Source organism: Pseudomonas sp. TE3899 (genome assembly GCF_056279105.1).
Map to the genome: position 1 here is coordinate 518149 of NZ_JBWBQR010000001.1, position 21394 is coordinate 539542.

At 62.3% G+C, this 21394-nt stretch carries 18 protein-coding genes and 4 pseudogenes; 14 read left to right on the forward strand and 8 right to left on the reverse strand.

Going from position 1 to position 21394, the window contains the following annotated elements; genetic code table 11:
- The first annotated feature begins 1 nt into the window (after window position 1).
- Both ACZ89E_RS02305 and ACZ89E_RS02310 read left to right on the forward strand, forming a co-directional pair.
- Window positions 2–670 carry a response regulator transcription factor gene (locus ACZ89E_RS02305; RefSeq protein ID WP_123409931.1) on the forward strand — a complete coding sequence of 223 codons (669 nt, stop codon included), beginning with the start codon at window positions 2–4 and terminating at the stop codon, window positions 668–670.
- The gene (locus ACZ89E_RS02310) at window positions 667–1980 is read left to right on the forward strand and encodes a sensor histidine kinase (protein ID WP_476254755.1); all 1314 of its coding nucleotides are present in this window, start codon (window positions 667–669) and stop codon (window positions 1978–1980) included. The genes ACZ89E_RS02305 and ACZ89E_RS02310 overlap by 4 nt, the downstream gene beginning before the upstream one ends.
- 160 nt (window positions 1981–2140) lie before the next feature.
- Here the strand turns inward: ACZ89E_RS02310 and ACZ89E_RS02315 are convergent, their stop codons facing one another.
- The 3 genes and pseudogenes from ACZ89E_RS02315 to ACZ89E_RS02325 all read right to left on the reverse strand — a co-directional run.
- Window positions 2141–3823: an MFS transporter gene (locus ACZ89E_RS02315; protein WP_476254756.1), complete on the reverse strand. Its 1683-nt coding sequence runs from the start codon at window positions 3821–3823 to the stop codon at window positions 2141–2143.
- Between the two features lie 280 nt (window positions 3824–4103).
- Complete coding sequence (locus ACZ89E_RS02320) at window positions 4104–4859, reverse strand: methyl-accepting chemotaxis protein (RefSeq protein ID WP_372242375.1); 756 nt, start codon at window positions 4857–4859, stop codon at window positions 4104–4106.
- Window positions 4860–4961: 102 nt separating this feature from the next.
- Window positions 4962–6251, reverse strand: a pseudogene (locus tag ACZ89E_RS02325) (cache domain-containing protein); the annotation flags it as partial.
- 243 nt (window positions 6252–6494) lie between these two features.
- Between ACZ89E_RS02325 and ACZ89E_RS02330 the strand changes: the two are divergent.
- From ACZ89E_RS02330 to ACZ89E_RS02340, 3 genes and pseudogenes are all read left to right on the forward strand, one after another.
- Window positions 6495–7814 carry a Na+/H+ antiporter family protein gene (locus tag ACZ89E_RS02330; protein WP_476257009.1) on the forward strand — a complete coding sequence of 440 codons (1320 nt, stop codon included), beginning with the start codon at window positions 6495–6497 and terminating at the stop codon, window positions 7812–7814.
- 261 nt (window positions 7815–8075) lie between these two features.
- Window positions 8076–8846, forward strand: a pseudogene (locus ACZ89E_RS02335) (cache domain-containing protein); the annotation flags it as partial.
- A 393-nt stretch (window positions 8847–9239) separates the two neighbouring features.
- A pseudogene (locus ACZ89E_RS02340) lies at window positions 9240–9752 on the forward strand (methyl-accepting chemotaxis protein); the annotation flags it as partial.
- 144 nt (window positions 9753–9896) lie between these two features.
- Here ACZ89E_RS02340 and ACZ89E_RS02345 read toward each other — a convergent pair.
- Window positions 9897–10832, reverse strand: a complete 936-nt coding sequence (locus tag ACZ89E_RS02345; protein ID WP_149661922.1) for a LysR family transcriptional regulator — start codon at window positions 10830–10832, stop codon at window positions 9897–9899.
- A gap of 270 nt (window positions 10833–11102) precedes the next feature.
- Between ACZ89E_RS02345 and ACZ89E_RS02350 the strand changes: the two genes are divergently transcribed.
- From ACZ89E_RS02350 to ACZ89E_RS02360, 3 genes are all read left to right on the forward strand, one after another.
- The gene (locus tag ACZ89E_RS02350) at window positions 11103–11597 is read left to right on the forward strand and encodes a DMT family transporter (protein ID WP_149661923.1); all 495 of its coding nucleotides are present in this window, start codon (window positions 11103–11105) and stop codon (window positions 11595–11597) included.
- 2 nt (window positions 11598–11599) lie between these two features.
- Window positions 11600–12052: a DMT family transporter gene (locus tag ACZ89E_RS02355; RefSeq protein ID WP_149661924.1), complete on the forward strand. Its 453-nt coding sequence runs from the start codon at window positions 11600–11602 to the stop codon at window positions 12050–12052.
- Between the two features lie 76 nt (window positions 12053–12128).
- Window positions 12129–12293 carry a metallothionein gene (locus ACZ89E_RS02360; protein WP_133840609.1) on the forward strand — a complete coding sequence of 55 codons (165 nt, stop codon included), beginning with the start codon at window positions 12129–12131 and terminating at the stop codon, window positions 12291–12293.
- A 75-nt stretch (window positions 12294–12368) separates the two neighbouring features.
- On the opposite strand, the gene ACZ89E_RS02365 is transcribed toward ACZ89E_RS02360, so the two are convergent.
- Window positions 12369–12596 (reverse strand): DUF6555 family protein, encoded by a 228-nt coding sequence (locus tag ACZ89E_RS02365; protein WP_133840608.1) that lies wholly within the window; start codon window positions 12594–12596, stop codon window positions 12369–12371.
- 145 nt (window positions 12597–12741) lie between these two features.
- On the opposite strand from ACZ89E_RS02365, the gene ACZ89E_RS02370 reads away from it, so the two are divergent.
- The 3 genes from ACZ89E_RS02370 to ACZ89E_RS02380 all read left to right on the forward strand — a co-directional run bounded on the left by ACZ89E_RS02370 (window position 12742) and on the right by ACZ89E_RS02380 (window position 14967).
- Window positions 12742–13509: an AraC family transcriptional regulator gene (locus ACZ89E_RS02370; protein WP_476254757.1), complete on the forward strand. Its 768-nt coding sequence runs from the start codon at window positions 12742–12744 to the stop codon at window positions 13507–13509.
- A gap of 296 nt (window positions 13510–13805) precedes the next feature.
- Complete coding sequence (locus ACZ89E_RS02375) at window positions 13806–13979, forward strand: DUF1427 family protein (protein WP_133840606.1); 174 nt, start codon at window positions 13806–13808, stop codon at window positions 13977–13979.
- Between the two features lie 31 nt (window positions 13980–14010).
- Complete coding sequence (locus tag ACZ89E_RS02380; RefSeq protein WP_476254758.1) at window positions 14011–14967, forward strand: quinone oxidoreductase family protein; 957 nt, start codon at window positions 14011–14013, stop codon at window positions 14965–14967.
- 135 nt (window positions 14968–15102) lie between these two features.
- On the opposite strand, the gene ACZ89E_RS02385 is transcribed toward ACZ89E_RS02380, so the two are convergent.
- Window positions 15103–16137: a purine-nucleoside phosphorylase gene (locus ACZ89E_RS02385; protein WP_149661928.1), complete on the reverse strand. Its 1035-nt coding sequence runs from the start codon at window positions 16135–16137 to the stop codon at window positions 15103–15105.
- Between the two features lie 63 nt (window positions 16138–16200).
- A complete protein-coding gene (locus ACZ89E_RS02390; RefSeq protein ID WP_149661929.1) occupies window positions 16201–17157 on the reverse strand; it encodes a nucleoside-specific channel-forming protein Tsx in 957 nt (318 codons plus the stop codon).
- Window positions 17158–17331: 174 nt separating this feature from the next.
- On the opposite strand from ACZ89E_RS02390, the pseudogene ACZ89E_RS02395 reads away from it, so the two are divergent.
- The 3 genes and pseudogenes from ACZ89E_RS02395 to mnmH form a co-directional block, all read left to right on the forward strand.
- Window positions 17332–17775, forward strand: a pseudogene (locus ACZ89E_RS02395) (autotransporter-associated beta strand repeat-containing protein); the annotation flags it as partial.
- Between the two features lie 224 nt (window positions 17776–17999).
- The gene (gene selD / locus ACZ89E_RS02400) at window positions 18000–19034 is read left to right on the forward strand and encodes a selenide, water dikinase SelD (protein ID WP_476254759.1); all 1035 of its coding nucleotides are present in this window, start codon (window positions 18000–18002) and stop codon (window positions 19032–19034) included.
- A complete protein-coding gene (gene mnmH / locus ACZ89E_RS02405) occupies window positions 19034–20137 on the forward strand; it encodes a tRNA 2-selenouridine(34) synthase MnmH (protein ID WP_476254760.1) in 1104 nt (367 codons plus the stop codon). Before selD ends, mnmH begins: the two co-directional genes overlap by 1 nt.
- Before the next feature lie 134 nt (window positions 20138–20271).
- On the opposite strand, the gene ACZ89E_RS02410 is transcribed toward mnmH, so the two are convergent.
- Window positions 20272–21327 (reverse strand): permease, encoded by a 1056-nt coding sequence (locus ACZ89E_RS02410; protein ID WP_476254761.1) that lies wholly within the window; start codon window positions 21325–21327, stop codon window positions 20272–20274.
- Window positions 21328–21394: the final 67 nt, after the last annotated feature.

Consider the following 21394-nt stretch of genomic DNA (forward strand, 5'->3'; position numbering starts at 1 on the left):
GATGCGATTGCTGCTGGTGGAAGACCACGTGCCCCTGGCCGATGAATTGATGGCGGGCCTCAACCGCCAGGGCTACGCCGTGGACTGGTTGGCCGACGGGCGCGACGCGGTGTATCAGGGCAGCAGCGAGCCCTATGACCTGATCATCCTCGACCTCGGCCTGCCGGGTTTGCCGGGGCTTGAGGTGCTGACCCAATGGCGCGCCGGCGGCTTGTCGACCCCGGTGTTGATCCTCACCGCCCGGGATTCCTGGGCCGAGCGCATCGAAGGTCTCAAGGCCGGCGCCGACGATTACCTGAGCAAACCTTTTCACCCCGAAGAACTGCACCTGCGGGTCCAGGCGTTGCTGCGCCGGTCCCACGGCCAGGCCAACCAGCCGACGCTCAAGGCCAACGGCTTGCACCTGGATGAGGGCCGCCAGTGCGTGACCCGCGACGGTGCCGACATCCAGCTCACCGCCGCTGAATTCCGCCTGTTGCGCTACTTCATGCTGCACCCGGAACAGATCCTCTCCAAAAGCCACCTCGCCGAACACCTCTACGACGGGGAAACCGAGCGCGATTCCAATGTGCTCGAAGTCCACGTCAACCACCTGCGGCGCAAACTCGGGCGCAGCGTGATCGAAACCCGTCGCGGCCAGGGTTACCTGTTCGGCGGGCAAGCGCAGTGAGGTCGATCCAGCGCCGCTTGAGTCTGGGCCTGATCAGCGTGATGGTGATCGTCGGCCTGGTGCTGGCGCAAACCAGTTTGTGGCTGTTCGAAATGGGCTTGCAGCGCTACCTCGAAGCCGGGCTTCGCAATGACAGTGAAAACCTGCTGGCCGCGTTGGTGCGCGGGCCCCAGGGCTTGCAACTGGACGAGCGACACCTGGCGCCGGCCTATCAACGGCCGTTTTCCGGGCATTACTTCCGCATCGATTTTGCCGACAGCCATTGGCGCTCCCGTTCGTTGTGGGACCAGGAACTGCCGCGTCTCGAAACCCCAGGCCTTGAGAGCCATCTGCAATTGGGCCCGGAAGGTCAGCAGTTGCTGGTGTTGCGCTCGGACTACCGGCGGCTTGGCCAGTCGATTTCCATCAGCGTGGCCCAGGACTACACGCCAGTGCGCGAGAGTTTCATGCGCATGCAACAGGTCGGTCTGGCACTCGGTCTGGCGGGGTTGCTGCTGATTCTGCTGCTGCAACGCATCACCGTGCGCCGTGCCTTGCGTCCGCTGGAAAGGGCCCGTGAACAGATCGCCCAACTGCAACAGGGCCAGCGCTCGCAACTGGATGATCAGGTGCCGGTGGAGCTGGAGCCGCTGGTGGCGCAGATCAACCATCTGCTGGCCCATACCGAAGACAGCCTCAAGCGTTCGCGCAATGCCCTGGGCAATCTTGGCCACGCGTTGAAAACCCCGCTGGCGGTGTTGCTCAGCCTGGCGTCCAGCGAAAAACTCGACGCCCATCCCGAACTGCGCAAGGTCATCCAGCAACAGCTTGAGCAGGTGCAGAATCGCTTGAATCGCGAACTCAACCGCGCGCGGTTGTCCGGGGACGCGTTGCCGGGGGTGTTGTTTGATTGCGATGCGGAGCTGCCGGGGTTACTGGCCACGTTGAACATGATTCATGGCGAACACCTGGACCTGAGCTACCGCGCCCCGGCCGGTTTGCTGCTGCCCTGGGATCGCGAAGACTTGCTGGAACTGCTCGGCAACCTGCTGGACAACGCCTGCAAATGGGCGGACGCCGAGGTTCGCTTGAGCGTGGTCGAAATGCCCGAAAAGTTTGAACTGAGCGTGGAAGACGACGGCCCGGGGATTCCCGAAGACCAGCGCGACCAAGTGTTCAGTCGCGGGACGCGGCTGGATGAACAGACGGATGGGCATGGGCTGGGATTGGGCATCGTGCGCGACATCGTCGACACCTGGGGCGGCACGTTGCTGTTGCAGCAAAGCGAGTGGGACGGGTTGAAGGTCGTGATCGAATTGCCCAAGCGCTGATGATGAATACCTGTGGTTAGGAGGGCTTTTGTGGCGAGGGGGCTTGCCTGTGGCGAGGGAGCTTGCTCCCGCTGGGGTGCGAAGCGCCCCCCAAAAAAGCGGGGCCGGCTGCGCAGTCCAGCGGGAGCAAGCTCCCTCGCCACAGGGTTCAGCGTCGTTCTTACGTGTGATGAATCTCCCGATCCTTGGTTTCCGGCATAAAGAAAATCCCCAGCACCGCCGTCATCACCGCAATCACAATCGGGTACCACAACCCGTAATAGATATCCCCGGTAGCCGCCACCATCGCAAACGCCACCGTCGGCAGGAAACCACCGAACCAGCCATTACCGATGTGATAGGGCAGCGACATCGAGGTATAGCGAATCCGCGCCGGGAACAATTCCACCAGCCATGCGGCTATCGGGCCGTAGACCATGGTCACGTAGATCACCAGGATCGTCAGCAGCAACAGCACCATCGGGTAGTTGGTCTTGGCCGGATCAGCCTTTTCGGGGTAACCGGCCTCTTTCAGGCTGGTGCCGAGGGACGCGGTGAACGCGTCGTTGCGCGTCTTGAAATCGGCGGCAGGCAGGCTGGAGCCTTCGAAGCTCGGGACCACTTTGTCGCCGATGCGCACTTGCGCGACGGTGCCCGGCTCAGCCTTTACGTTGGTGTAGGGGATCGCTCGCTTCGCCAGCAGGGTCTTGGCCAGGTCGCAGGAACTGGTGAATTTGGCCTTGCCCACCGGGTCGAACTGGAACGAGCACTGATCGGGATCGGCGATCACCGTCACCGGGTTCTTCTCCTGGGCGATGAACACGTCGGGGTTACCGTACTGGGTCAGCGCATGGAAGATCGGGAAGTAGGTCACGGCCGCGAGGATGCAGCCGGCCATGATGATGCCCTTGCGTCCGATACGGTCGGACAGGCTGCCGAAGATGACGAAGAACGGCGTGCCGATCAGCAGTGAGCCGGCGATCAGCAGGTTGGCGGTCTGCGGGTCGATCTTCAGGGTTTGCAGCAGGAAGAACAGCGCATAGAACTGCCCGGTGTACCACACGACCGCCTGGCCGGCGGTGCCGCCGAGCAGGGCCATGATCACGATTTTCAGGTTCTCCCAGCGGGCGAAGGACTCGGTCAGCGGTGCCTTGGAGGATTTACCTTCGGCTTTCATCTTCAGGAACACCGGCGACTCGCTGAGTTGCAGACGGATGTACACCGAGACGATCAGCAGCAGGATCGACAGCAAGAATGGAATCCGCCAGCCCCAGGCCTCGAAGGCTTCGGTGCCCAGGGCGGTGCGGCAGGCGAGGATTACCAGCAGCGACAGGAACAGGCCGAGGGTCGCGGTGGTTTGAATCCACGACGTGAAGTAACCGCGTTTGCCCTTCGGCGCATGCTCGGCCACGTAGGTTGCCGCGCCACCGTACTCACCGCCCAACGCCAGGCCTTGCAGCAGGCGCAGGGTAATGAGGATGACCGGTGCCGCGACGCCAATGGTCGCGTAGCCAGGCAGGAAACCCACCACGGCCGTGGAGACACCCATGATGACAATGGTGATCAGGAACGTGTGCTTGCGCCCGATCATGTCGCCCAAGCGGCCGAACACAATCGCGCCGAAGGGCCGCACGGCGAAACCCGCGGCGAAGGCGAGCAGGGCGAAGATGAAGGAGGTGGTCTCGTTGACGCCCGCGAAGAAGTGCTTGGCGATGATCGCGGCGAGGGAGCCGTAGAGGTAAAAGTCGTACCACTCGAACGCAGTGCCCAGGGACGAGGCAAAGATAACCTTGCGCTCCTCCTTGGTGATGCCGTGGTGGGGCGCGCTGCCTGTGCCCGTGGTTGTGCTGTCGATTACGGCCATGGGTCTTCTCCGTCTTGCTCTTGTTGTAGGCCGGAGCACCTCAAAATACCCGTGTTGCCGCACCCAGGCCCTGGGGCTGATGTTGTCAGATTGCCCTTAGAAGCATAATCAGCTTCGCGCAAATATCCACTCGGCCCCTGAAACCCCGGATCTGCTTTATCGTTCCCACGCTCTGCGTGGGAATGCCTCAATGGACGCTCCGCGTCCGCGTTTGAATGGGACGCGGAGCGTCCCGGGCTGCATTCCCACGGGTCGCGTGGGAACGATCAGTTACCTCAGGTCAAACCCGGAACTGATCCATCAAACTCTGCTGCTGGTTGGCCAGGCTGTTAAGCGACTGACTCACTCTGGCCGATTCATTCGCCTGCCCCGACAACGATTCGGTCACATCGCGGATGGTCGCCACGTTGTTGTTGATCTCCTCGGCCACCGCGCTTTGTTCCTCGGCGGCGCTGGCGATCTGCAGGTTCATGTCGGTAATCACCGTCACCGCATCACCAATCTGGCGCAGGGCAGTCACGGCCTGGCTGACTTGCTCGACGCTGCTCTGGGCCTGGCGATGGCTGTTGTTCATCGAGCCGACCACCTCCTGGGTACCGCTCTGCAACTGCTCGATCACCTGACGGGTTTCTTCCACCGATTCCTGGGTACGCCGCGCCAGGTTGCGCACTTCGTCGGCGACCACGGCAAAACCGCGACCGGCTTCACCGGCCCGGGCCGCCTCGATGGCGGCGTTGAGGGCCAGCAGGTTGGTCTGCTCGGCGATGGCGCGAATCACTTCCAGCACCGAACCGATCTTCTCGCTGTTCGCCGCCAGGCCTTCGACTTGCACCATCGCCGCGCTCATGTCGGCGGCGAGGTTGTCGATGCTGGTGGTGGTGCGGTCGATCACGGTCAAGCCCTGACGGGTCGCCTGATCGGCATCGCGCGCCGCATGCGCCGCCTGGGCCGCGCTGCGGGCGACGTCCTGGGCGGTGGCGCTCATTTCGTGGGACGCGGTGGCCACCTGATCGACCTGACGGTATTGCTGCTCCATGCCGGCGCTGGTCTGGGTGGCGATGGCGGAGGATTGATCCGCCGTGCTGCGCGCGTCCTGCACCGAGCGTTTCACCTCGGCGATGATCGGTTGCAGCTTGTCGAGGAAACGGTTGAACCAACCGGCCAACTGGCCCAGTTCGTCCTTCTTGTCGTAGGCCAGGCGCCGGGTCAAATCACCTTCGCCGCTGGCGATGTCTTCGAGCATGTGCGCCACGCCGAGGATCGGTTTGGTCACGCTGCGCGCCATCAACCACACCAGCAACAGGCCGATCAACGCGGCGAGCACGCCCAGGCCGAGTTCGACCAGGGTGCCGGCGCGGTTGCTTTCATCCAGCTGTTTTTCCAGCGCTTCGGCCGGGCCGACCAGGACTTTCTCCGGCACATCGAGCAACACGCCCCACGACTTGCCGCCCGGAATCGGCTGGAACGGCGACAGCACTTTCAACTGCTCGTTGCTGTGCAGGCTGGTGGTTTTGCTGCTGGTGCCCAGCATCCGGATCAGCTCGGCGCCGTTGATTTTGTCCACGGCGTCCAGACGCTGGCTGAGCTTGCTGGCGTCCGGGCTGTAACCGGCGAGCAAGCCGACCGGGCTGAGGATGCTGACGCTGGTCTGGCCGTCATAGAGCTTTTTGCTCGCGCCCTGACTGACCGCTTGCAGGCTGTTGAGGTTGATGTCCACCGACAACGAGGCGATGACTTTGCCGTTGACCATCAGCGGGAACACGATGCTGGTCATCAGCACGTTCTGGCCGTCGATCACATAGAAGTAGGGTTCGATCACGCACGGCTTGAGCGTGGCGCGCGGGCAGGTGAACCAGGCGTTGGCCGCTTCGCCGCTGGGGCCGGTGCTGGTGTCGGCCATGTCGGTTTCGGGCAGCGACATCGAGGTCAGTTTGCCCGGTGTCGGCTGCGACCAGTACAGGGCAAAGCGGCCCTTGTCGTTGCTGCCGAGCTCGGCCTGACCGGCGAACAGTTCGTCCTTGCCGTCCAGCGCGTTGGCTTCGAACACCAGGGACAGGCCCAGCAGTTCCGGGTTGGCTTGCAGCGCCGACTTGACCTGGCGGGTCAGGTCTTCGCGCAGGTCGAAGGCATCGAGAAAACGCTTCTCGGCCTGCTCGCGCAGGAACAGCACCTGGCGCGAGAAGCCATGGCCATATTGATAGGCGTCCATGAACTGCTGGCGAATCCCCAGCGCCTGGTTTTCACCCTGGGACTCGATCCGCGCCTGGGCGGATTCGGTGAGCATCTCCATGCTCGACGCCTTCACCAGCGCGGAGCTGTGCTCCATGCGATACAGCGAAAGACCCACCAGCAGGGTCACGATACCCGCCAGGCACAGCCCGGCCAGCAGGGTGATTTTCCATTGGATGGAGAGTTGTCTGAGCGACATGGAGAGACGTCCTTATTCGATATTTATCTGAGACTTTGCACTGTAACGGCGCAAAAGCAGCTTTCTTGAGCGACAAGCTGCAAGCGGCAAGCGAGAAACACAAAAGCTTGCAGCTTCAGACTTGCAGCTTGCGGCTGCTTCCTTCACAGTGCGCGCCCTCTAATAAAACCCATTCCTTATTTCGCTGGCGGCGCTTCGCAGACTGCCGGCGGAGCTCATTCCGCTTGCCTTGAGGTAACGATGATTAATGCTGTAATTGCCGCGGTCGGCGTCATGCTGGTGCTCAGCCTGTCCCGCGTGCATGTGGTGATCGCGCTGATCGTCGGCGCGTTGGTGGGTGGCCTGACCGGTGGCCTGGGCATCGACGCGACACTGAAAGCTTTCAACAGTGGCCTCGGCGGCGGGGCGACGGTGGCGTTGTCCTATGCCTTGCTCGGTGCCTTTGCGGTGGCGATTGCCAAGTCCGGCCTGGCCCATGCCCTGGCGGACAAGGCGCTGCTGATGGTCGACCGCCAACACGCCAGCGGCGGGCGGCAGGTCAAGTGGCTGTTGATCGGTTTGCTGTGGGTGGTGGCCATCGCTTCGCAGAACATTCTGCCGATACATATCGCGTTTATTCCGTTGCTGGTGCCGCCGCTTTTATATGTGCTGACCAAGTTGCAACTGGACCGGCGCCTGATCGCCTGCGTCATGACCTTCGGCCTGATCACGCCGTACATGGTGTTCCCGGTGGGCTTCGGCAATATCTTCCTCAACCAGATCCTGCTGGCCAACGTCAGCAAGAGCGGCGTCGACATCAGCCAGATCAACGTCACGCACGCCATGGCGATCCCGGCGATGGGCATGGTGTTCGGGCTGTTGGTGGCGGTGTTCTTCAGCTACCGCAAAAAACGCGTCTACGACCTGGCGAAGATCGAGCAGGTGGAGCAGGTCAGCGTGGCCTACAACCCGCTGACGCTCTGTATTGCCGGTCTGGCGATTGCGGCGGCGTTCATCATTCAGTTGCTGCTGGACTCGATGATCATCGGCGCCCTGGCGGGTTTCCTGATTTTCTCGGCCTCGGGGATCGTAAAGTGGCGTGAAACCGACGACCTGTTCACCGAAGGCATGAAGATGATGGCGATGATCGGCTTCATCATGATCGCCGCGTCCGGGTTTGCCGAAGTGCTCAAGGCCACCGGGCAAGTGCGCACGCTGGTGGAAAGCGCGGCGGCGTGGATCGATCACAGCAAGGCCATTGGTGCGCTGCTGATGCTGCTGGTCGGGTTGATGGTCACCATCGGCATTGGTTCGTCGTTCTCCACCGTGCCGATCCTGGCGGCGATTTTCGTGCCGCTGTGCGTGCAATTGGGGTTCAGCCCGATGGCGATCGTGTGCATCGTCGGCACCGCCGGTGCGTTGGGCGATACCGGTTCGCCGGCCTCGGACTCGACCCTGGGCCCGACCTCCGGCCTGAACATCGACGGTCAGCATCACCACATCTGGGACACCGTGGTTCCGACCTTCCTGCACTACAACCTGCCGCTGCTGGCGTTTGGCTGGGTGGCGGCGATGGTCCTCTAATCACCAGAGATCCCCTGTGGCAGGGCTTTTTGTGGCGAGGGAGCTTGCTCCCGCTCGGTTGCGCAGCAGCCGCAATCTTTCATATGCGGTGTGCCTGACAGACTGCGAGCTCAGGTTTTGGGGGTGCTTCGCACCCCAGCGGGAGCAAGCTCCCTCGCCACAAAGTTCGCTCCCACCATGACCGCATTCAACTTTTGATCTGGCCTGCCGTTACAGCCTTTAACCACGCCAATAAAATCAAAAGAGTGAACCGTCATGCGCATGAGCCTGAAGGCTAAAGTCCTGTCCCTTGCCGTTCTCCCGGTGTTGCTCTTTGCCCTCGTCATCAGCCTGACCACGTTGTTCATCCTGCAAGAACAGGCGCGCAAGGAAGTCGAGGAAACCCGTCAGAACCTGCTCAAGGACGCCAAGGCGACCCTGCAAAGCTACGTCGCCGTGGCCATGACCGCGATCAAGCCCCTTTACGACGCCGCCGCCCCCGGCGATGACGCCGCGCGGGCGCAAGTGGTCAAGTTGCTGTCGAGCATCAGCTACGGCAAGGACGGCTACTTCTTCGGCTACGACTCCAACACCGTGCGCCTGTTCAAGGCCAACAGCCCCGAAGGCGTGGGCCAGAGCTTCAAGGACAACCGCGACCCGAACGGTGTCTACGTCAACCGCGACCTGGTGAAAGTCGCGAAGGACGGCACCCACTACCTGCAATACAGCTCGCCGCTGCCCGGCAACAGCCAGGTGCTGGTGCCCAAGCTCGGCTATACCGAATACCTGCCCAAGTGGGACATGGCGGTCGGCACCTCGGTCAATCTCGATGGCATTGAAGCCCAGGTGGCGCTGGTGCAGGCCAAGGTCACCGAACGGATGGAAGGCGTGGTGCTGAGCATCGTCGGGATTGCGGTCATCGTGTTGTTGGTGATCGCGGCGGCGGGGATGCTGCTGGCCAATGCGATTCTGCGGCCGCTGAACCTGATGAAAGCCAACCTCGACGACATCGCGGCGGGCGAGGGCGACCTGACCCGGCGCCTGACCATCACCAGCGAAGACGAGCTCGGGCAACTGGCCGGCTCGTTCAACCGCTTCGTCGACAAGATCCATGGCCTCGTGCGTCAAATCACCGAAATGACTTCGCAACTGACCGGGCTGGTGAATCAGGTGTCCGATCAAGCCCAGCGCTCGGATCAGGCGATGGAGCGTCAGCGTCACGAGACCGATCAAGTCGCCACGGCGATCAACGAAATGTCCGCCGCCGCCCAGGAAGTGGCCAAGAGCGCGCAAAACGCCGCCGTCGCTGCCCAGCAAACCGACGCTGAAGGCCAGGCCGCCAAGCGTGTGGTGGCCGGCAGCATCGTGAAGATTCATGCGTTGGTCGATGACATCCGCACCAGCGGCGTGTCCCTCGACAGCCTGCAAAAAGACGTGTCGTCGATTGTCAGCGTGCTCGGGGTGATCCGCTCGATTGCCGAGCAGACCAACCTGCTGGCCCTCAACGCCGCCATCGAAGCCGCCCGCGCCGGTGAGGCCGGGCGTGGTTTTGCGGTGGTGGCGGACGAAGTGCGGGCGCTGGCCAGTCGCACACAGATCAGTACCCAGGAAATCCAGGGCATGATCGATCGCTTGCAGGCGGGAACTCAGTCAGCCGTGGAAGCGATGCGCCGTTCCAGCGAGGCCGGTGACGGCACTTCGGCCCAGGCCAATGAGGCGGGTGCCTCCCTGGACACCATGGCGCAGTTGATCGGCACCATCAACTCGATGAACGCCCAGATCGCCAGCGCCGCCGAAGAACAGACGGCCGTGGCGGAAGAGATCAACCGCAGCGTGCATCAGATCGCGGTGGCGGTGGACAGCGTGGCGGATGAAACCCAGCTCGGGGCGCAGACCTCGCGCAGCCTGGCAGACCTGGGTCAGCGCCTCGGTAAATTGGTGGGCCAGTTCCGCATCTGAATCCCTCATCGCGGGCAAGCCATGCTCCTACAAGAGCAGATTGTGCGACCACCGACTGTAGGAGCAAAGCTTGCTCGCGAAGGCGTACTTGAGGGCGCCTTCGCCGGCAAGCCTGGCTCCTACAGAAAGCAATTTGCATTGTTGTCAGGGTCTGTCCCAGTAGGGCACCACCCCAAAACACTCTACATAAAAATCGATCACCGTCCTGACCTTCACCGACAACCGTCGGCTCCCCGGCCACAGCACCGCAATCTGCTGCGGCTCAAGGCTGTTGGACACCTGATAGTCCTTCAGCACCGGCACCAGCGTCCCCGCACGCACCGCTTCGCCAATCAGCCACGACGGAAACATCACCAGCCCCAGCCCCTGTTCGGCGGCTTGGGTCAGGGTGTCGGCGTGGTTGCCGGTAATCGGACCTCGCACCGTGTAAGGCGTCCAGTCCTGCTGACCCTGACGAAAGAACCAGCGCTGCTGCCCGGTCACGCCTTTGTAGGCCAGGCATTGATGAGCGGCGAGGTCTTCGGGGTGTTGCGGGATGCCATGGCGTTCTAAATACGCGGGGCTGGCGGCCACTTGAAAGCGATGGGGGGCGAGGATCCGCGCCTGCATGCTCGAATCGTGCAGCGGGCCGATGCGAAACAGCAGGTCAGCACCTTCCTGCAACGGGTCGACATAGCTGTCGGTCTGCTGGATATCCAGTTGCAGCTTCGGGTAACGCTCGCAGAGTTGCCCCAGCCACGGCGTCAGATGCCGCTGGCCAAACACCACGGGCGCATTGATCCGCACCAGGCCGCTGGGTTCGCTTTGCTGTTCCTGCAACGCCTGCTCGGCCTCTTCCAGTTGCACCAGCACCAGCCGCGCGTGATGGCCGAGCATGCGTCCGGCTTCCGTCGGTGTGACCGCGCGGGTGTGGCGGTAAAGCAATTGCTGGTTCAGCGCCTGTTCCATCAACTGGATCTGCCGGGAAATCGAAGAGGGCGCCAGGCCTTCGCGGCGGGCGACTTCGGAAAAACTGCCGTGGTCGAGCACCGCGACAAATAGCCGAAGTGCCTTGAATCCCAGCTCGTTGAGGCCGTGCATGGTTATTCCTGCTGTGCGAGTTGCGCAAAAGTGTTGTCTGGATGCTCCCATTTATCGCAAAGGATCGCCAGCCGATAATGCGCGCCACTTCTAACGCCGCGGATCCTGTGGAAGTGAGCTTTTGTGGCGAGGGGGCTTGCCCCCGTTGGAGCGCGAAGCGGTCCTTAAAAATCAGGCCTGCTGCGCAGTCCAACGGGGGCAAGCCCCCTCGCCACAAATGCCCGTTCCCACATGGACCGCGTCTTAACTGAAAACTCGCAGGTTTTTCTTATGCAATCTTCTTCAATCGATGACATCGGCGTTGCTACAGCGCCAACCACCAAACCCGGGCTGCGGCTGTTGCTTTTGCCCCTGGTCATCCTGGCCGGCATGGGCCTGTCCGTGGAGGCCGGTTTGCTCGGGCCGCTCGGGGTTCAGGTCGGGCACCTGTGGGCAACCCTGAGCATTTTCGGCGTCGGCTCGGCGATTCTGTTTCTGCTGTTGTTGTTCAGCGGCCCGCAGCAAGGGCCGGCGCTGAGTGAATTGCCGCGCTGGCAGTTGATCGGCGGTTTTCTCGGGCCGATCTACGTGGTGGTGCTGACCCTGGCCACGCCCTCGATCGGCATCGCCATGACCATGATCGCGATCCTCTCCGGCCAGGTCGGTAAAAGCGTGCTCATCGACCACTTCGGCTGGTTCGGTGCGACACGCAAAAAGGTCAACGGTGAACGCTGGCTCGCTTTGCTGCTGATCGTCGCGGCACTCGTTTTGATCGCAAGGGGTTGATGATGAATCTGATTATTTTGTTGGCGGTGGTCGTGGCGGCTGGCGCGGTGTTGAGTGTCCAGGCGGCGATCAACGGGCGCCTGGGGGAAACCGTCGGCGTGTTGCGCAGCAGTTTGCTGACCTTTGTGGTCGGCGCGATTGTCACCGGGTTGCTGATCCTGTTTTTCGAACCGGCCCATGCCGTGAGCCTGCTGGACGTGCCGAAATGGCAGCTCAGCGGCGCGCTGTTCGGCGTGGTGTACATGATGGTCATGGTCGGCGCGGTGCCGCGAGTCGGGACGGCGGTGGCGACCGTGGCGGTGATCGTCGGGCAACTGGGCATGGGCATGCTGATCGATAACTTCGGCTGGCTCGGCAACCCGGCGATTGAGTTGTCCGGCAGCCGGGTCCTGGCGATGGTGTGCCTGGCGTTGGCGTTGGTGTTCATGTATCGCAGCAGCACTCGCCAGGCATAACGGCGGTCAACTCCTACACTGGTTAATACGGTGCGGCCCCGTCGCACTGGACGACCACAACCCTGGAGTCCGTCCCATGATCGACAGCGAAAGTACCTGCGACTGCCCCAAATGCTCCTGCAAACTGGGCCAACATCCCATTGCGCGCCACGGCAAGCATTATTGCTGCGAAGCCTGCGCCAAGCACCACGCCGGCGGTGAAGAATGTACCGGCAAGGGCTGCAAATGCGCCCACGGCTGACGCTTCGTCGCAAAAAAAATGGAGCCACTGGGCTCCATTTTTTGCTTCAGACGTTCCTTGTCCTCCCTATGAAAATTAGCTCGCCGGTCGCCACTTGACGTTCTCGACGCCGAATTTCTCCGCCAGCGGTTTGCTGGTTTTTTGTACTTTTTCACGACCGAATCGTGGTATTCGCCCGACCCCGGCGTCGCAACTTGCCCAATGCCAAGCCTCCGCGTTGTCCATCTTGTCCTGGCGGATAATGAAAGACTTGGGGACGCCATGAAGGGTGTATTCAATGACGAAGAGTTTTGCGTTGTTCATAAAGCCCGTATTCCTCCCTGTGGTAATAGAGGGATCGCGGGCGGCGCGGAAAATTCACTCGGATTGTCAGACGGCGGTGTCACTGGCGGCGCGCCAGACGCCTCGTTACCATGGCGACTTCCGCCAACCCCAATGAACGCTGCCCATGGCCCTCGCCGCACCGCCTGACCTGACTGACACCGATGTGCCCGTGCAACCGCTGGCGCGGACCTACCCGCGCGGCTTGTTCATTGAGCCCCATGAGCATGTCTGGGGCCAGTTGTTGTATGCGATGAGCGGGGTGATGTGGGTCGAAACGCCGCACGAAGCCCTGGTGGTTCCGCCGCAACGGGCGGTGTGGCTGCCGCCGGGCGTGCCCCACGGGATTCGGGTGGTGTCGGACTTGCAGATGCGCAACATCTACCTGCGACCGACGCTGGCGGCGACCCTGGATGACAGCGTGCAGGTGATCGAGGTCGGCGGGCTGCTGCGTGAGTTGATTATCGGGCTGGTGGAGCAGGGCGACGACGGTGCGCCTGAATACTACGAGGCGCTGGTCGGCCTGGCCCTGCTGGAACTCAAGCGGGCCAAACGCTCGCTGTTGAAAATCCCGTTGCCGGACGATTCTGATCGACGTTTGTTGAACCTGTGCCAGGCGGTCATGGCCGCGCCGTCCCTGGACATCGCGTTCGAACAACACGCCGAAAACACCGGGGCCAGCGTGCGCACCCTGGCGCGACTGTTCAAGGACGGCTTGGGCATGGGCTTCGCCGAATGGCGGCGCCAGGTGCAATTGGCGACGGCGGTGGCCGAGTTGATCCAGGGGGTGTCGATCAGTGCCATCGCCCGGAAACTGGGGTACTCGCCGAGCAGCTTTAGCGACATGTTCCGCCGGGAACTGGGCGTTGCACCTTCGCAATTCCTGACGGAGTAACACCCACCCTGTAGGAGCATGGCTTGCCCGCGATGGCGATTTCAAGGACGCCATTGCGGGCAAGCCATGCTCTTTCACAAATCAGAACCCGATCCCTGTAGGAGCAAAGCTTGCTCGCGATGGCGGTGTGTCAGTCACATCAATGCTGAATGTGCCGCCGCCATCGCGGGCAAGCCATGCTCCTACAGGGGCGTTGGCTTGCCCGCGTTTTGGCCGATATTCAGAAGCCCTTGGCCGATTGGTTTCGCAGCCTTTCCCTAGACTCTGCACATACCCCCTGTGCCACGGAGTCCACCATGAACTACCTCATCTCACTGGCCATCGGCCTGGGCGTCGGTCTGCTCTACGGCGCGCTGGATTTTCGCTCGCCGGCACCCCCGGCCATCGCGCTGGTGGGGCTGCTGGGCATGCTCGCCGGCGAGCAGTTGTGGCCCATGGGCCGGCAGTTGATCGCCGGCTGGTTCGCTTGAAACCCTTCAACCCTTCAATGGACGTGTCCCCATGAAAGCTTTGCAATTCGACAAAACCGGCGACCTCTCGGCCCTGCGCTACGTCGAGGTCCCCACCCCCGTGGCCGGCGATGGTGAAGTGCTGGTGCAGATCAAGGCTGCCGGCCTGAACCCCAGCGATGTGAAGAACGTGCTCGGGCGTTTTCCCTACACCACGTTGCCACGGATTCCCGGTCGGGATTTCGCCGGGGTGGTGGTACAAGGCCCGCAGGCATTGATCGGCCAGGAAGTCTGGGGCACCGGCCGTGAATTGGGCTTTTTCGCCGACGGCTCCCATGCGCAATTCGTCAAGTTGCCGGCCAACGGCGTGGCACTGAAACCGACGCACCTGAGTTTCGCCCAGGCCGCCAGCCTCGGCGTGCCCTACACCACGGCGTGGGATGCACTGGAACGCAGCCTGGTGACGTCCGGTACGCGCTTGCTGGTGATCGGTGGCGGGGCGGTGGGCAATGCGGCGCTGGCGCTGGCCAAGGTGCGCGGTGCACAAGTGCTGGCGGCGGCGCGGCGGGTCGAGCAGGTCAAGGAGTTGCAGGCCCAGGGTTATCAGACCCTGCAACTGGACAAGCCCGAAGACCTCGGCGCCCAGGTGAATGCCGTGTATGCCGGCGGCGCCGATGTGATCTTCGACACCACCGGTTTCTGGCTGCCGGCCTCGGTTGCGGCACTGGCGCCGTTCGGCCGCATTGCGATCATCGCCGCGCCGGTGGACGGTCACGTGCAATTGCCGGCGCTGGCGTTGTATCGCAAGGGCGGCTCGGTGGTGGGGATCAATTCGCTGCTGTACGGCGTTCAAGCCTGTGCCGCGATGCTGGATCAGTTTGGCCAGTTCTTCGATCAGGATCTGTTGCCGTTGCCCCAGGGGTTGGTTGAGTCGCCATTGGCGCAGGGATTGGAGCGTTATGCCGAGGTGAATGCGGGCGGTGGCGACAAGGTGATTTTGTTGCCATAGCCGATAGATGTGTTGAATGGTGTGGCGCCTTCGCGGGCAAGCCTCGCGCCTACAGGGATCACGTAACCCATGTAGGAGCGAGGCTTGCCCGCGAAGGCGTCCTCAAGCCGGACTCAAGCCGGACTCAAGCCGGACTCAAGCCTCAGGCACCCCTTTCTCCCAAGCCGACCAATTCTTCAAAATCTCCTGCACCAACGGATTCCCGGTGCGATAGAGATTTTCCAGCGCCGGCACAAACCCGCCCTGGTCCGCGTACTTAAGCAAGTTATCCACTTCACTCTGCCCCGGCGCCGGGCGGTCGAAGTCGGAACCGGCGCGCACCACCGCCAGGCGCTGCACATCCACCAACCCCTCACGGCTGGCCCGCAGCAGGGCTTCGTAGGTGGAATTGTCTTCCTGCTGGGTCGTGCAGTACTCGCCTTTGTTATCCGTCAGCAGCTTGGTCCAGACCTCGGCGCGTTCGCTCAAACGCGTGCCGGAGAACCAGGTATTGCCCGCCGCGGTATCGCACTTCGTGACTACCGGCGCCAGATTGGCCGGGGCCGACGGGTACTTCAAACGCCACGCCGCCGACTCCTTGCTCTCCGCCAGCTCGACTTTATGAGACAGGGCAAACGCCTTGGCCTGCAACTTCGGATTGAGCTCGAAGACTTCGGTCTTGTAGTCCAGCGGCGGTTTTTCGTTCGGGCCCTTGGTGTTGATGCCGATGTAACCGGTCGGCCAGTCTTTTGGCGCATCCCGGGAATCGATCTCCCACTGGGTGCCGAACTCCACCAGGTAATGCGCCCACGCGGCGGTACCGATGGTCCCGTGCTTGGGGCTGATGCCGGCAATCCCGGCGATCAGGAAGTAGCTTTTGCGCAGGTCGAATTTCGAAGACAGCGCCAGGGCCAACGTCGATGCCGCGGCGTTGGTCTGGCCCATGCCGGTAACCATCAAGCACACCTGCTGCGCGTTGCAGCGAATCGTCGGGTACTCGGCGGACAGCCCCGGCACGCGGATTTCCTGCTTGAGTTCCAGGCGCTCGATCCAGTGCTGCGCCTCGGGGGCGAACATGGTGATCAGCATCACTTTCGGCTGGATCGGTGCTTCGGCGGCCCAAACAGCAGAAGAAAGCAGGGTGCCGCAGGCCAAGCCAACGGACAGGGAAAGACGAGTAATTGCGTGCATAAAAAATCTCCATGACTGAACGCATGACAAACCGCTTGCAGCTTGTCGCTTGAAACTTGCCGCTTAAAACTGATAACCGATGCCGGCGTAGTAACCCCAGCCGTTGGAACGGGCCTTGAAGTCCCCATCGCCGAAATTCAACTCGCTGCCATCCTCCCAGTTGCCGCCGTTGTGGAAGTAACGGCCGACCAGGGTGAAACGCAGGTGGGTGAACGAGTACAGCAACACGTTGGTGGCCACGGTGGCGTTGGCGGTGCGGGCCGGGTTGTCCTTGTGCAGGTCCGAGCCGAAGTCGAAGTTGGTGAAGCCGATGTAGGTCAGCGACGCTCCATTGCTGAAGCTGCTGATGGGCACGATGTATTTCAGTTGGGCGCGGTAGCCGTCCCAGGAATATTCGTTGCTCGCCCCGTAGTTTTCCCACTGGTAGCGACCGTAGAAGTTCGCCGACAGGTTGACCCTCGAGTGGGTGTCGATGTCGGTGCCCAGGCCGCTGTACAAGGTGTTGGCGCGATTGCGGGTGTTGCTGCCGTGGTCGTAGATCCAGTCAAACGCCACATACCATTCCTTGAACGGCCCGACGGCCAGGCTGCGGCCGGCCAGGTAATCGATGGAGATCCGCGGTTCATGCTCCATGAACAGCGGCGAGCCGTGGTCCCACGCGCCTTTGTCGTGGCTGTTGCCGATGTCGAAAATCTTCGGGATGTCGACGTAGCCATACAGCTCAAACGGCCCCTTGCGCCCGAAGTACTCGTACTCCAGGTACACATCGTCAGAAGGTTGCGGGCCGAAGCTGATGTCCTTGCTGCCGATGACCGTCAGGTCCTGGTTGAACCAGTCCGACAGGTACGCGCCTTTTTTCGGCGGGTTGGCTTCCGGGCTAAGCGCTTCGCCCTGGGCTGACTCTTCGGGGAGGACGGGTTGCGCCAAAACGGTGCTGCTGAGTAGTCCTGTAACGCTGGCCAGTAGCAAGGAAACAGCAAACGAGCGCGAGCAAGTCACGCGGCTGGACGTGCGATGCATAAAAGTCCCTTTTCGTGCGGATCGAAGGCCCGGTTTTTCGGGCTTGCGCGGTTAGGTAGCGAAAATGCCGTTATCGGCGACTCGCAAACGTTTGCACATCTCATACCAATTGTTTCAATTCCATGAAAACTCGAAGAAATCGGGGTTTTTTCTGTCCTCTCGATCAGCTAACGAGATTCCGGCGTTCTGGTTCTCAGTGGCGCCAACACCTACAGCGGCGGCACCACCGTCAGCGGCGGTACGTTGGTCGGTAACACCACCAGCTTGCAGGGTCGCATCCTCAACAATGCGCGGGGGATGTTTGCCCAGACCGGCAACGGGTTCTTCAACGGCGTGCTTAGCGGTACCGATGATGTGGTCAAGCAAGGCGCCGGATCGCTGCTGTTAGAGGGCGATCATGCGTTCAGCGCTGCCGATCTGCCGGATACCGCGTTCCTCGATACCGCGCTGATCTACCGCGCCAAGGAAGTGGATCTGACCGTCAGTCGCAACCAGGCTTCCTTCGCCGACGTCGCGGCGACCGGCAATCAGCGTGGCGTGGCTTCGGCCTTGAGCCGCAATGGCCTGGCCGGTGCCAAGTTGCAGAACCAGATCGTCAACCTCAGCGGCGCCGGGGCGGTTTTTTTTCCGCGATATGTGGTTTTTTGTGGCGAGGGGGCTTGCCCCCGTTGGGTTGCGACGCGACCCTAAAACCAGAAACGCCATTTATTCAGACATACCGCCTGTACTGGTTTCACGACTGCTGCGCGGCCGAACGGGGGCAAGCCCCTTCGCCACCGTTAATGGGTGGCACTCCGCGCTCTGCTAGAATCGCCCGCATTGATCCCACGAGGTGCACCCCCATGAGCGAGCCGATTCGCCTGACCCAATACAGCCACGGCGCAGGATGCGGTTGCAAAATCTCACCGCAAGTCCTGGAAGTGATCCTGGCCGGCAGCGGCGCGCAGAACCTCGACCCCAAGCTCTGGGTCGGCAATGCCTCGCGCGATGACGCGGCGGTGTATGCCATCGACGACGAGCGCGGCGTGGTCTCGACCACCGACTTCTTCATGCCGATTGTCGATGATCCGTTCGACTTCGGCCGCATCGCCGCCACCAATGCGATCAGCGACATCTACGCCATGGGCGGCGATCCGTTGATGGCGATTGCGATCCTGGGCTGGCCGGTCAATGTGCTGGCCCCGGAAATCGCCCGGGAAGTGATTCGCGGCGGCCGTTCGATCTGCGACGAGGCGGGCATTCCCCTGGCCGGCGGGCATTCCATCGACGCCCCGGAACCGATCTTCGGCCTGGCCGTCACCGGGCTGGTGCAAAAGCGCCACATGAAACGCAACGACACCGCCACGGCCGGCTGCCTGCTGTACCTGACCAAACCCCTGGGCATCGGCATCCTCACCACCGCCGAGAAGAAGGGCAAGTTGCGCCACGCCGATATCGGCTTGGCCCGCGACTGGATGTGCACCCTGAACAAACCCGGCAGCCGCTTCGGCAAACTCGACGGCGTCACCGCGATGACCGACGTCACCGGTTTCGGCTTGCTGGGGCACCTGGTGGAAATGGCCGATGGCAGCCAGCTCACCGCGCGCATCGAATACGACCGCGTGCCGCGCCTGGCGGGCGTCGAGTATTACCTCGAACAGGGCTGTGTGCCCGGCGGCACCTTGCGCAACTTCGACAGCTACGCCAGCAAACTCGGGCGCTTGCAGGAACTGCACAAACGCGTGCTGTGCGATCCGCAAACCAGCGGTGGCCTGTTGATTGCGGTCACGCCTGAGGGTAACGAACAGTTCCTCGCCGTCGCCGCCGAGCTGGGCCTGAACCTTGAGCCGATCGGTGAACTGGTTGAGCGACAGACCAACGCGGTCGAGGTGTTTTGATGTCTATCGACTACACCGATTACCGCGACCTCTTTCTCAACGACCGGCCGATGATGGATGCGCGCGCGCCGGTCGAGTTCCTCAAGGGCTCGTTCCCCGGCGTGATCAACCTGCCGCTGATGAACGACCACGAGCGGCAACGGATCGGCACGTGCTACAAGCAACACGGCCAACAAGCGGCCATCACGTTGGGGCATCAGTTGGTGTCCGGTCCGGTCAAGGCCGAGCGCATCCAGGCCTGGGCCGATTTTGCCCGGGCTCATCCTGACGGGTATTTGTATTGTTTTCGCGGCGGCTTGCGCTCGCAGATCGTCCAGCAGTGGCTCAAGGACGAGGCAGGCATCGACTATCCGCGGGTCGGCGGTGGCTACAAAGCCATGCGCAGCTTCTTGCTGGACACCACGGATCAAGCCGTGGCCCAGTGCGATTTCGTCTTGCTCGGCGGCATGACCGGCACCGGTAAAACCGAAGTGCTGACGCAGTTGAGCAACGGCCTGGACCTGGAAAGCTACGCCAATCACCGGGGGTCGAGCTTCGGCAAACGCGCCACCGGCCAGCCCTCCAACATCGACTTTGAAAACCGCCTGGCCGTGGACCTGCTGAAAAAGCGCGCCCGGGGCATCGAGCAATTCGTACTGGAAGACGAGAGCCGCGCGGTGGGCAGTTGTGCCTTGCCGTTGCCGTTGTACCAGGGTATGCAGCAGTTTCCGATGGTCTGGCTGGAAGACAGCCTGGAAGGGAGGGTCGAGCGGATCCTGCGGGATTACGTGGTGGACCTGTGTGCCGAGTTTATCGGCGTGCACGGCGAGGAAGGCTTCGGGCTGTTTTCCGAGCGCTTGCTGGAAAGCCTGAACAACGTCCAGAAACGCCTGGGCGGGGAGCGTCATCGGCGGATGTTGCTGTTGATGGAAGACGCCTTGGCCGAGCAGGCGCGCAGTGGCGCGGTGGACTTGCACCGGGGCTGGATCGAGGGATTGTTGAGCGAGTATTACGACCCGATGTATGCGTTCCAGCGCGAGAAGAAAGGCGCGCGCATTGAGTTTGCCGGGGAGCGGGGGGCGGTGTTTGAGTATCTGCGCGAGCGCTGCAGTCAGCGGGTTTGAGGGTGTTTTTGCCGGCCTCATCGCGGGCAAGCCATGCTCCTACAGGTCATGCGTCGTGCCGAATCATGTGACCGACGCAAAACCTGTAGGAGCAAGGCTTGCCCGCGAAGGCGTCCTCACAGACGCCAACTGCCCTAAAGCAATGCCGCCCCAATCAACCCGCTGATCACCCCGATCCCCATGGTCATCAGTGCCACGCTGACCAATACCCGCGTATCGAAATCCTTGCGCAGCATCAGCAGCGACGGCAGGCTGATGCTCGGCAGGGTCATCAGCAGCGCGACCGCCGGGGCGGTGCCCATGCCCAGGGTCATCATGGTTTGCACGATCGGGATTTCGGCGGCAGTCGGAATCACGAACAGCGTACCGATGATCGCCAGCGGCACCAGCCACAGCAGGCTGTTGGCCATGGCGCCATCGATGTGCGGAAACACCCAGACCCGTACCGCGCCCAGCACCAGCACCGCCAGGATGTAGATCGGAATGGTGCTCCAGAACAATTGCCAGATCGTCCGGCCCCAGCGGGTCAGGAACGGTTGCGTATTGGTTTCGCTGGCATCGACCACGGCCTCGACGGCGGCTTCAGGCAAGGTCTCTGGGCCGGCGATCCGCTGGGCCACCAGCGACACACCGAACACCAGCACGATGCCCGCCACCAGGCGCAACGCCGTGAACCCCCAGCCGAGCACGAAGCCCATGAACACCAGCGTGGCGGGGTTGAGCACCGGGTTGCCGATCCAGAAGGCCAGCGCCGCACCCACCGAGACGTTTTGCCGACGCATGCCGGCGGCCACCGGGGCGGCGCAGCACGAACACATCATGCCGGGCAGGGCGAACAGGCCACCGCGCAGGGTCGAGGCAAACCCGGCGCGACCGAACAGGCGCAGCAGCCAGTCGCGGGGAATCAACACTTGCAGCAGGGAACCGAGGATCACCGCCAGGACGGCCGCTTTCCAGATCGCCAGGAAATACACCTTGGCGTAGGCCAGGGCGGCGCTCAGGGGATCGGACAGTTGGTCATTGATGATCGAGGCGCCGATGCTGTGGTTGTCAGCGGCGACGAAGGCCTTGAGGTAGTAGGGCGACCACTTGACGTAGTAGAGACCGACGCAGGCGACCAGCAGGAACAGGGCGGGTTTCCACCAGAACGACCAGCCCCGGGCGGGGACGGCTGTGGATGAGAGCGACATGGCGAGGTTCCGGACAAAGGAGAGATGGGTTCATGATAGCCCAGCGCCTTCGTACGTGTGGCCCCGA